The following is an 11,450-nucleotide window of genomic DNA, read 5'->3' as shown; positions in this document are numbered from 1 at the left end:
TACCAGTACAGTTTAATTGGGTTCTGTTCTCATCCTACCTCTGGAATTAGTCTGAAGCATAGCCTTTTTTGATAGTAATTTTTTTGGTGGTAACTATGGTTGATAATTTAAATACGATAGTGGGGCTGGTTATGGATAAGAATGTAGAGAATTTAAAAAATAAATTGTTTAAGTTGATAGATTTAGATAAAGGTTTTGAAGTTTTTGGTGCGGAATCCCATAAATATACAATTAATCCTTGTTTGAGCGAAGGGGAAATTCAGGAGTTTGAGTCAAATTTTCAGGTGAAATTACCGTATGAATTCCGCAACTTTGTATTAAAAATTGCAAATGGAATTGTTGGTCCTGGTTATGGCTTTTTGGGCTTAAATATTGATAATTTAATGGAATTAAAGTCATCTGAATCAGATTTTTTTGCTCAATCCTTTTGTTTACAGGATGAGTGGAATGATTTAGATTTACTCCAGGAGAGTAATGGTAGTAAAGCAAGTGCTTACTTTGACCAAAAGTTTATTCAGGGTTCAATTGCGATCGCAGAATATGGCTGTGGAATTCAGGCTCGGTTGGTGATTTCCGGGGAAGAACGCGGTAATATTTGGATTGATGACAGAACCAATGAAGGTGGAATATATCCTTTGACGAGTCATTGCGCTGCTTTTTTTCATGATGATCCAGAAATGGATACATATATGTATGAATCTGTGGAAGAAACAAAAGAAGCTTTGAGTTTTTATGAATGGTATGAAAATTGGTTAAATCGGGCAATCAATCAGGTGCTACAGTTTGGTTAATTAGGGAATTGGGAATTGGGAATTAACCATTAACTATTAACCATTCTTGATTAATTAGACTTGTCAATATATGGTCTTCCCATTTGCCATTAATCATCAAATAATCTCTAGCATATCCTTCAACGATGAACCCCAAGCGTTTTAATAACTGACCACTACGCTGATTGTGAGGCATATAATTTGCGGAAATACGGTGCATCTTTAATTCATTAAACATATATTTAATTGCCCCTTGCATCGCTGCTGTCATATAACCCTTTCCTTGTTCTCTTTCTGCCAAGCTATATCCAACATTGCAAGATTGGGCAACTCCACGAACGAAATTACTGAAGTTAAGGCAGCCAACAATTGTACTAGGGTTATCGTTAGAAAAAATAAATAATCTTAAGGAATTGTCATGATGAAATTCTTGATAGTTAGCTTCCACTTGCAACTGCCAATATGCTTCCGTAAAGAAATTTACTTGCCAACTTGGGTAGTAGGGAGTTAGGTGTACTCTATTTTGGGTAAAATAATCGAGAATTTGGGATATATCCCCATTGTCAGCCATTCGCAAAACTATGCGATAAGCGGAGCTTAATGCCAAAGGCATATCGCACATAATCAAAGGTGTTTGCCAGGTCATAATCCACGCGATCGCTCTTTTCAAGTGGCATTTTTGATTGTGTCACTTTTTCAGGTGCTATGCAATTGATTAGTTATTTTTCTGAAATTACGTCCAAGGCAAGTAAAAAAGTACTAAGTGCAGTTGATACAGTTTTTTACAAAAAAGTTAGCTATGAAATTATAAAATTAGAGATATCCCCTATTCTTGTAAACCCGCTAGATTATGCCCCAGGCAATTCTTAACCAAATTCTTGACCAATTGAAGACTTTAAAAGCATCTGAATTACAGCAACTTAGCCAAGCCATCCAGAGTTATCTAAATAGACAGCGAAACAGCCGCTAAACGAATGGCATTCCATCAAGCATTGCTTAAATCTGGATTAGTAAGGCAGATTAAAAACCCTGCCTTCGAGCAAAGAACCCATCAGCAGCTTATTCATATTCAAGGTGAGTCTATTTCTCAAACGATAAATCTCTAATATCCTTCGCGTCAAAATGCTGCACAATAAAATACGCGAAACAACTTACTTGGATAATAAGGAAGGCACCGTGGGAGTACGCTACAACTGGCAAGAAAGCGAAATATCCGAAATCTACAACGCACCGCTACTCGAATTAATCTATCAAGCAGCCAGCGTCCATCGCCAATATCATAACCCAAAACAAATTCAAGTTTGCAAACTGATATCGATTAAAACAGGTGCTTGTCCGGAAGATTGCGGCTATTGTGCCCAGTCTTCGCGCTACAAGACCGAAGTTCAACCCCAAGCGCTTCTCGAAAAAGAAACCATCGTCAACATAGCTAAACAAGCCAAAGCGAGCGGTATCAGTCGCGTTTGTATGGGTGCTGCTTGGCGAGAAGTCCGCGACAATTCCCAGTTTGATGAAGTACTGGAAATGGTTAAGGAAGTCACCTCAATGGGATTAGAAGTATGCTGTACCCTGGGAATGCTGACCGAAAACCAAGCAAAGCGACTCGACGATGCCGGACTTTATGCCTATAATCACAACTTAGATACTTCCCGTGACCATTACAGCACCATCATCACAACCCGAACTTACGACGATCGCCTCAATACCATCAACAATGTTCGCCAAACAAATGTCACAGTTTGTTCCGGCGGTATTCTCGGTTTGGGTGAAACTGCTGATGACAGAATTTCCATGCTACATACCCTCTCAAGTTTAAATCCCCATCCCGAATCAGTACCAATTAATATTCTTTCCCAAGTCCAGGGTACACCCCTAGAAAATCAGCCCGATGTGCCAATTTGGGATGTAATACGGATGATAGCAACTGCGCGTATCGTCATGCCCACTGCCGACGTGCGTTTGAGTGCAGGGAGAGCAAGACTTTCCGAGGTAGAACAGGCTTTTTGCTTTATGGCTGGCGCAAATTCGATTTTCTCCAGCGATGACGGGCAGATGCTGACGGTGACAACACCCTGCCCTGGTTATGATAGCGATCGCGAATTATTGAACCTCTTAGGATTATCCATGCGATCGCCTTTCGTCAAGGGAGAGAAAAAGCAACCAGAACCCATAGTAAATTAGCCTGAACACGCAAAAACGCAAAGTAAGTAGTTAATATCTCCCTTTGCGCCTTTGCGCGAGCTTCCTCTTAAATTAACTTAATAGCCCGCAATCCAAACAATAAACCAACTGCCAAGCCAAAAAATGCCCCAAGATAAAGCGCAAAAAAGACAATACCCATTTTAGTTTCTCCACATTTGTTGATTAACTATTATTGAAACATTAGTTTGCTGATTGGGAATAGGTAATGGCTTGTGTAATCAATGTGAATCTACCGCAACAGTCCTACGAAATTGCGATCGCGCCTGGTACTCTAAATACTCTGGGTGAATATCTGGGTAAATTAAATCTCGGCAAAAAAGCCCTCATCGTCTCAAATCCAACCATATTTTCTCTGTATGGCGAACAAGTATTAACATCGCTCAAATCATCTGGTTTTCAAGTATCAACCTGCATCTTACCCGATGGTGAAAGTTATAAAAACTTAGATTCAATCAAAAAAATATACGACATTGCCCTGGAAAATCGCTTAGAACGCTCCTCGACAATGGTAGCCTTGGGTGGTGGTGTCATTGGCGATATGACCGGATTCGCAGCAGCTACATGGCTACGGGGAATTAACTTTGTCCAAGTGCCAACCACACTTTTAGCAATGGTTGATTCATCGATTGGTGGCAAAACAGGTGTTAACCATCCACAAGGTAAAAACCTGATAGGGGCATTTTACCAACCACAATTTGTTTTAATTGACCCAGAAGTGCTACAAACCCTACCCGTGCGTGAATTTCGGGCAGGAATGGCAGAGGTAATCAAATATGGGATTATTTGGGATGCTGAATTTTTTGCCCAGATGGAAGCAAGTCCCCATTTAGATGCCTTGGCAAATATTAATCCAGAGTTACTGGAAACCATCCTCAAACTTTCCTGCCAAGCCAAAGCCGATGTTGTTGGACAAGATGAGAAAGAAGCCGGAATTCGGGCAATTCTCAATTATGGTCACACTATCGGACATGCTGTAGAAAGTTTAACAGGGTACACCCAGGTAATTCACGGGGAAGGGGTGGGAATTGGCATGGTAGCAGCAGGGCAAATCGCTACCAATTTAGGTATGTGGACTGAGGGAGCAACCGCAAGACAAAATACCGTTATTGTAAAAGCTGGTTTATCGACACAATTACCTAGTGGATTGGATATTGAGGCAATTATTGATGCATTGCAAATCGATAAAAAAGTCAAAGCTGGAAAAGTCAGGTTTATTTTACCGACGGAAATCGGTGCTGTGACAATTACCGACCAAGTACCCAAAGATATCATCCGTAAAGTATTACAGGAAATGATGTAGGGTAGTTCCCCAAAAAAACATTATTGAATGGCGATCGCACAAACACAAATCCCCCTACTAAATCTTTCCTGATACAACCCTAATCAAGATGGATACATAAATGGTAGATGCACCCTGATTCAAATTTATACCCCAGTAGATTTTCTATTGGGGTTTTTTATTTATCAGATTAAATACTCGAATTTTCCTGGTTGTCGAATTAATTGCGATCGCATTACATTGCTGATAGGAAGAATTATTTTTGTCATGCGATCGCTTAATGTTGGGAAAATCATGAATAATCAAAGGGTCGTAATTATTGGGGCAGGTTTTGCTGGGATATCTGCTGCCCGTACATTTGCTGGCACTTCTGTTGATGTATTACTACTCGATCGCCACAATTATCATACTTTTTTGCCCCTACTTCACCAAGTTGCAACCTGCGAACTGGAACCTGAACATATTGTTTGTCCAATTCGGAAATTACTCAAAGCACAACCCAATGTTCAATTTGCTACAAATGAAGTCAAGCGGGTAGATTTTGTTAGTCAGGTAATCGAAACTAATAATTGTCTAATCCCTTACGATTATCTAATTTTAGCTTGTGGTAGTACTTCACAATTCTTTGGAATACCAGGAGTATATGAGCATTGTTTTCCTTTAAAAAATCTCGAAAATTCTGTAAATTTACGCAATCAAATTATTTATTGTTTTGAATTAGCACAAGAGGAAGCTGATTTTTCCCGACGACAAGAATTACTCACATTTACCATTGTTGGTGGTGGTGCTACTGGTGTAGAATTAGCTGGGGAACTTGCAGAATTAATTTACGGTACGCTGGTAAACGATTATCCCGCGATTGATTTTCGTCGAGTGCGGGTTGTGTTGTTGCAAGCTGGAGATAAATTATTACCAGAAATGCCATTGCATTTGAGTGTCTACGCAAAGCGTCAATTGCAAAAAATGGGAGTCGAAGTTAAAGTTGCATCCCGTGTGACTAAGGTGATGGAAAATGCAGTTTACTGGGAAGACTCACACTTTAAAAATTCACAAACTATTCCCTGTCAAACAGTAATATGGACTGCGGGAGTATGTGGAAACCCTGTTGCGAAGAAATGGGGATTAGTTACAGATAACAATGGTAAAGTTACAGTACTCCCCACATTACAGGTTCCCGAATATCCCCAAGTATATATAGTTGGAGATTTGGCAGCACCACAACACGAACAATTCCCAATGCTAGCACCAGTCGCTATACAACAAGGCACTACTGCTACCAATAATATTCTCCGACAAATCAAAGGTAAAAATCCCCAGCCAATGCGCTACCAGCATCAAGGTTCAATGGTAATTATCGGACGACATGCGGCAGTTGCTAATTTATTCGGTAAAGTCAATTTAACGGGGTTTGTTGCTTGGTTGTTATGGCTTTTTGTTCATTTAGCTTGTTTACCCAGTACTCGCAACCGATTTCATGTTTTACTCAATTGGGTATGGAGTTATTTCTCTTGCGATCGCTCTGTCCGTCTAATTCTACCTCTACACCCCACAAATCAGTCAAAGCCAGCACCACAAGGCACAACCGAAGACGGCAAACGAGTCGAAATTAATTGATTTTTCTGGCTATCCTTTTCAACCATGACTACATACCCATCGAAAATGACCCAATTTTAACTGCTGTAGTTGATGAACTTAGCAGCGAACAAAACTGCCACACCGTAATTCTCTACGGTTCCCGTGCAAAAGGTACTCATACCGCAAATAGCGACTACGATATTCTCGCAGTGCGCGAAATTGGACAAACTACGCGGGATGCGCGGTTGTGGAATGGAGCTTATTTGGATATCTTTATATATAACGAAGGGGACATTCTTGATATAGATGCTTCGTTTCTGCGACTTCTTGGTGGCATCGTATTGCGATGTCCCACGACAAGACAGGGAGTGTCTACGCATCAAGGAATAGGTCATCAATTACTTGCGAAAGTAGCAGCACTTTACGCATCAACTCCACCAGCACTACAACCAAACGAAATTGAATTGCGACGCATTTGGTTGTACAAAATGCTGGAACGCATTGCCACAGGTGATATTGAGGCTAACTACCGTGGTGTTTGGCTGTTGTATGCGCTGTTAGAAGACTATTTTGATTTGCGACAACAATGGTATCTTGGTTCCAAAGCAAGTTGGAACTGGCTGCAAGTTCACGACCAAGAATCCTATGCCACATTTGCTGCTGCTTTAAAACCAGGAGCGTCAATTTCTGCAATCCAATCTTTGGTAGGAACTGTTTTTGCCCCATACCATTCTCAAGGCAGAGAAGTTTTGAATAAATAACAGTCAAAATGTTTATTACGTATCGCGGGTTTAATGTAAATACTTATCAACTACAAACGGGCGATCGCGAATTTCGGAAATTAGAGATTTCGTGACATCCCTCCACAATCAAACCCCAACTGTACGGTTATCCGGCTAGCTCTAAGTGATTGAACAAGGGGTTTTCGCGTCACTATATATATAACTACTCACGAGGTTTTTTTTCTCTTTTTGGCAACTGCACCATTTTGAACTATAATTAAAAGTTTTATCTATGCTACTTTACTCACAACAAGATTTGCCGTAATATTAAATAAGCAGAACTCATACTGACTTCGTTTTTTGCAGTCGTCATCAGCGACCAAGAGATAAAAAATTCTCTTTTTAACGACCAAGAGTGCTTCTAAGTAATTAATTTTAAATTTGGGGAAAGGTAGGGGAACCTATCAGGGGGCTTCTCGTCTTAGTAAGACTTGTATAAATTATTTGTTTAAACTCCTGATACTGCGTGAAATATTGACTGCCTTTTCCGATTGCCTTAACGATTCATTTCTTCATTGTGTCTACGGAGTAGAGGACAGCGCACCAATGGCTACTGTTAAAATTTCAACCGAAAATACTAATGCCAAGTTCTCGCCTGATATGGTGCGAACCTATCTGCGCGAGATTGGACGTGTACCCCTGCTAACTCGTGAGCAAGAAATTGTTTTTGGGAAGCAGGTACAACAAATGATGACCCTAATCGAAGCCAAGGAGGCTTTGGAGAAGAAGTTGCATCAAGAAGCAACTATGGAAGAATGGGTTGATTGTGTTCAGCAGCCTGAAGCGGAAATCAAGCAAATTGTATTCCAGGGTAAGCGAGCCAAGCAGAAAATGATTGAGGCTAACTTGCGCTTGGTAGTTGCGATCGCTAAAAAATACCAAAAGCGAAATATGGAATTTCTGGATTTAATCCAGGAAGGAACCCTTGGTTTGGAGCGAGGTGTAGAGAAATTTGACCCAACCAGGGGTTATAAGTTCTCAACCTATGCTTACTGGTGGATTCGCCAAGCAATTACCCGCGCGATCGCGCAACAAGGACGAACCATTCGTTTACCGATTCACATCACCGAAAAACTCAACAAGATCAAAAAAGTCCAGCGTGAACTGGCACAAACATTGGGTCGTTCTCCATCACCTGGGGAAATAGCTCAAGAACTCGAACTTGAACCAGCACAAATCCGCGAGTATATGAATATGGCACGTCAGCCAGTTTCTTTAGATGTGCGAGTTGGCGAAAACCAAGATACTGAACTCCAAGAGATGCTCGAAGACGATGGACCATCCCCTGAGTATTACACAACTCAAGAATTCCTCCGTCAAGATTTAAATAACCTACTTTCTGAACTCACCCCGCAGCAGCGCGAAGTTCTGGCTCTCCGCTTTGGCTTAGAAGATGGGAATGAGCTATCGCTAGCAAAAGTTGGCGAACGCTTACATCTCAGTCGCGAGCGTGTCCGTCAGTTAGAGCATCAAGCACTGGCTCACCTACGTCGTCGTCGGGCAAATGTCCAAGAGTACATTGCTAGTTAGGTTTATGGTGCATCTTGTACCAATTTTATTCTATCAATCAAAGTGACGCGCTTCCTGAATTCAGGAGGCGTTTTTTTTAAGAAGCATACACACAATAAAAACCCTCAAAATATTAATTTTTATGTTGATAAATTACTCTCTAACCTAATACTTGATGCTTAATAACTTTTCAATTGAATATTCCTATGCAGCGAGAAAACAGCTAGAGAGCTAGTAAAACACTGACATTTTAAAATTTATACCAAAAAAAATATTAAAACTTCATTTTCTAAAGTCACTTTTTTTAGGAGAATACATATAGAGATTTTGGAAATGTATACAAAGCGATTGAATATAGACCAAGATTGTGAATTTATCAGACTTTTGACCGAAGTTTTGCATATAAAAACTTAGTTATATTTATTTAGGTTAAATAAAACACTTAAATAATTTAATTTATCTAGAAGAAAAGAAGGAGAATTAAGGGTGCATAAATATATATATCTATTTGCAAATTTCTTGCGTCACCTAGTTTCTTCCCGCCAATGGAGATTTCCTTTACTCGGCTTGGTACTAGTATTAGGTGTTGTCGCTAATCGATCGCAGCCAGTATTTAGCAACCAAATGGATAATGACCCTTATTCATACAGAGTCACCCTACCAGATTCGGGAGCCACTCTTGAGACTTGGAGAGAAACGGAAACCGCGAGTACAGTACCAGAAAGCGAAGGAATGGCATCTGCTCCACCATTAACGCTTTTACCAGGGGAATTAGACAAGCAGCCAATTATTACCGCTCTTGTTCCCAAAGCACAACAACCAATCATGGGATTGGGTGCTGCGAAAGATAATCAGTTTGCCCAACAAGACGGTATTTATCTGTATGGACAATCTCCAAAACCCGCTCAACTTGGGCAAGGTTATGTCGTCTTTGAAAAGCGTGATGGAAAAGTAACTGGTGCGATGTATCTACCTGACTCTGAATATAGCTGTTTCAATGGGACTTTGGATAAATCTGGAGAACTAGCGATGACAGTTAATGGCTATCCAGGGGAGGTAAATTCGACTCAAGTTGCATATAATGAAAGTGTTCCCCGGATTAATAGTGATGAACCAGTTAGCTATGCTTACTCGTTAGCGCTACGGGATTTTTACCGCTTGAATACAGTTGGTAATGTCGATCGCGATATTTTAAAGGCATGTCAGCAAGGTAGCGATCGCGAACAATAATCTTACTTACATCAAGTATTTCAGAGATTATAAATCTCCGTCTATATAACGAAAGTCCTCTTTTAGAGGACTAAATTACAAGCTTTCATAATTAATTTCTAATTATTCACCTGGCTACCATGACTGCGGGGGTCATCTTGGCTACCCGTAGGAACTTCCACTGGTGCGGAAAATTTAGATACTTCTCCGCTATTTTTTGCGTAAGGTAGAGTCGATTTGGTTACCAATGCTTCAATATTACTTGCCATAATTGTACGTGGTTGGTTGCCGATGGCTTGGGCTACTGCTTCTCCACTTTGATTAATAAATACAAAATGGGGAATACCATCGACTCGGTAATGCAACATTTCTGGCAACCATTTGGTATTGTCTACGTTCAGCATGACGAGATTTAGTTTGCCTGCATAGTCTTTTTCCAGTGCTGCAATGTCGGGAGCCATTTTCTGGCAAACTGTACACCAGTTGGCATAAAATTCGATTAATGATGGTTTGCCATTGGTTAAGGCTAATTCTAATGGTGTAGATTGTTCGTCTAGTTTTGCTAGGGTTACTGTTGTTGTCTCGGTTCGTAATCCTAAAATTAGAGCTACACTTAATGCGATCGCAACTATTGCAATTAAAAAGTTCCTGACACGCGCACCTGATGTCGCTTTTTCTTGGGAGTTAATTTGTGAATCGCTTGTCATAACTGTTTGATTAAAAGTTATTAAGTACTACCATCATTTAGTTTACCTTGTCCCAGAATAATGCTTCTTTCGTCTTATAATTAAATTGCGATTCTATTATATTTTTTTGTAAAAATTTTTCGTTTTTTTGAAGATATGGTGTCGAGATGTGATATTTTAAGGGTAGTGGATTATATTATAATCGGGTGTAGTCTTCCCTAAAAATTTGGCTTATACTCCCATTATGATAAACTCATATCCATAACAACAGAATACCACAAAACGAAGCATTGTAAATAAAACTTTTCTCTATATAATAAATAATTAATTATGAAAAAAAGAATAACCCTAACATTTCCCAAACGTGCTGTGCAAATGCCCGTAACTTATCGACTGGCAAAAGACTTTAACGTGGCAGCAAATATTATTCGCGCTCAAGTAGCACCAAATCAAATAGGGAAACTAGTAGTCGAGCTTTCAGGAGACATCGATCAGTTAGACGCAGCGATTGAGTGGATGCGATCGCAAAATATAGCAGTTTCGATGACACTAGGTGAAATCGTAATTGATGAAAACGTTTGTGTTGACTGCGGATTATGTACAGGGGTTTGTCCAACCGAAGCGCTGACTTTAAACCCCGATACCTATAGATTGAAATTCGAGCGATCGCGTTGCATAGTCTGCGAACAGTGTATTCCAACTTGTCCAGTTCAAGCCATTTCAACTAACCTGTAAATGGAGAGCGGGAATAATTCCGAGTATCTAAAATGCAAGGAGATGTAGCCAAAACACTTGCCCCATCTTGCATCAACTCTATATGCGATCGCAACCAAACACGGGGTTGATCGTGATGGGCAACTAATAAACCCCACAAACCTCTGGGAATTAAAACGGGTACAACAAGATTGGCACGAACTCGCAAATTACGCAAAAAATCCCGATGACAGTCGCTGATTGACTCCGTTTCAATATCATCAATTGCCCGTACCCTGCCTGCCAAATACATTGCAGCATAATCATCATTAAAACAACTATCCGCACCTGTAGAACCAAAAATCGAATAGTCTGGGGAACTTAAAGCTTCAAAAGTAACTTGTCCATGCCAGCGATCGTAAAAATAGTATAAAACGACGCGATTTACTTGCAGTGATTCGCGAAGCTCATTGACTGTTTCACATACTAATGTATCGCGTTCGATTGTTCGATACAGACGGGAAAGTACCGATTGTAACCCGTTCTCAAAAGAACCTCTACTTGAATTGGGATTAAATTCTGACGATGAATGTATTTGCACGGCTCAAATAATGAATGCTGACAGATTAAAAACACACTATGTACTTAGAGTGATGATTCGGGAGCCAGAACCCTTAGTTTATGGCACACTGGCTACTATTACCACATCGATCTAAATGTTTTGTCTTAATTTTTTCTTAAGTTT

Annotated in this window: 12 protein-coding genes; 8 read left to right on the top strand and 4 right to left on the bottom strand. The window is 40.1% G+C overall.

Features of this window, described 5'->3' with window-relative positions; all coding sequences use genetic code 11:
- The first annotated feature begins 131 nt into the window (after positions 1 to 131).
- Positions 132 to 791 (top strand): SMI1/KNR4 family protein, encoded by a 660-nt coding sequence (locus CK510_RS18105; RefSeq protein WP_095723035.1) that lies wholly within the window; start codon positions 132 to 134, stop codon positions 789 to 791.
- A gap of 22 nt (positions 792 to 813) precedes the next feature.
- On the opposite strand, the gene CK510_RS18100 is transcribed toward CK510_RS18105, so the two are convergent.
- Entirely contained in the window at positions 814 to 1,416 is a 603-nt protein-coding gene (locus CK510_RS18100) for a GNAT family N-acetyltransferase (RefSeq protein WP_095723033.1), read from the bottom strand.
- Positions 1,417 to 1,946: 530 nt separating this feature from the next.
- Here CK510_RS18100 and bioB point away from each other — a divergent pair.
- Complete coding sequence (bioB, locus tag CK510_RS18090; protein ID WP_095723034.1) at positions 1,947 to 2,951, top strand: biotin synthase BioB; 1,005 nt, start codon at positions 1,947 to 1,949, stop codon at positions 2,949 to 2,951.
- A gap of 67 nt (positions 2,952 to 3,018) precedes the next feature.
- Here bioB and petL read toward each other — a convergent pair whose 3' ends face one another.
- Complete coding sequence (petL, locus tag CK510_RS18085) at positions 3,019 to 3,111, bottom strand: cytochrome b6-f complex subunit PetL (protein ID WP_095723032.1); 93 nt, start codon at positions 3,109 to 3,111, stop codon at positions 3,019 to 3,021.
- Positions 3,112 to 3,177: 66 nt separating this feature from the next.
- Between petL and aroB the strand changes: the two genes are divergently transcribed.
- The 5 genes from aroB to CK510_RS18060 all read left to right on the top strand — a co-directional run bounded on the left by aroB (position 3,178) and on the right by CK510_RS18060 (position 9,347).
- Positions 3,178 to 4,272 carry a 3-dehydroquinate synthase gene (gene aroB / locus CK510_RS18080; protein ID WP_095723031.1) on the top strand — a complete coding sequence of 365 codons (1,095 nt, stop codon included), beginning with the start codon at positions 3,178 to 3,180 and terminating at the stop codon, positions 4,270 to 4,272.
- A gap of 273 nt (positions 4,273 to 4,545) precedes the next feature.
- Positions 4,546 to 5,865, top strand: coding sequence for an NAD(P)/FAD-dependent oxidoreductase (locus CK510_RS18075; protein WP_095723030.1), 1,320 nt, complete (start codon positions 4,546 to 4,548; stop codon positions 5,863 to 5,865).
- Positions 5,862 to 6,587 (top strand): nucleotidyltransferase domain-containing protein, encoded by a 726-nt coding sequence (locus CK510_RS18070; protein WP_095723029.1) that lies wholly within the window; start codon positions 5,862 to 5,864, stop codon positions 6,585 to 6,587. The genes CK510_RS18075 and CK510_RS18070 overlap by 4 nt, the downstream gene beginning before the upstream one ends.
- 567 nt (positions 6,588 to 7,154) lie before the next feature.
- The gene (locus tag CK510_RS18065) at positions 7,155 to 8,138 is read left to right on the top strand and encodes an RNA polymerase sigma factor, RpoD/SigA family (RefSeq protein ID WP_095723028.1); all 984 of its coding nucleotides are present in this window, start codon (positions 7,155 to 7,157) and stop codon (positions 8,136 to 8,138) included.
- A 465-nt stretch (positions 8,139 to 8,603) separates the two neighbouring features.
- Positions 8,604 to 9,347 (top strand): hypothetical protein, encoded by a 744-nt coding sequence (locus CK510_RS18060; protein WP_095723027.1) that lies wholly within the window; start codon positions 8,604 to 8,606, stop codon positions 9,345 to 9,347.
- 98 nt (positions 9,348 to 9,445) lie between these two features.
- Here CK510_RS18060 and CK510_RS18055 read toward each other — a convergent pair whose 3' ends face one another.
- Complete coding sequence (locus CK510_RS18055) at positions 9,446 to 10,033, bottom strand: thioredoxin family protein (protein ID WP_095723026.1); 588 nt, start codon at positions 10,031 to 10,033, stop codon at positions 9,446 to 9,448.
- A gap of 309 nt (positions 10,034 to 10,342) precedes the next feature.
- Here CK510_RS18055 and CK510_RS18050 point away from each other — a divergent pair, with 309 nt between their 5' ends.
- The gene (locus CK510_RS18050; protein WP_095723025.1) at positions 10,343 to 10,747 is read left to right on the top strand and encodes an NIL domain-containing protein; all 405 of its coding nucleotides are present in this window, start codon (positions 10,343 to 10,345) and stop codon (positions 10,745 to 10,747) included.
- On the opposite strand, the gene CK510_RS18045 is transcribed toward CK510_RS18050, so the two are convergent.
- Positions 10,737 to 11,306, bottom strand: coding sequence for a GAF domain-containing protein (locus tag CK510_RS18045; protein ID WP_095723024.1), 570 nt, complete (start codon positions 11,304 to 11,306; stop codon positions 10,737 to 10,739). The two genes, CK510_RS18050 and CK510_RS18045, sit on opposite strands and share 11 nt — an antisense overlap.
- Between the last annotated feature and the right edge of the window lie 144 nt (positions 11,307 to 11,450).

It is taken from the genome of Brunnivagina elsteri CCALA 953 (assembly GCF_002289455.1).
Lineage (GTDB): Bacteria > Cyanobacteriota > Cyanobacteriia > Cyanobacteriales > Nostocaceae > Brunnivagina > Brunnivagina elsteri.
The sequence above is the reverse complement of the archived record's forward strand: the minus strand, read 5'-3'. Positions and strand labels throughout refer to the sequence as shown.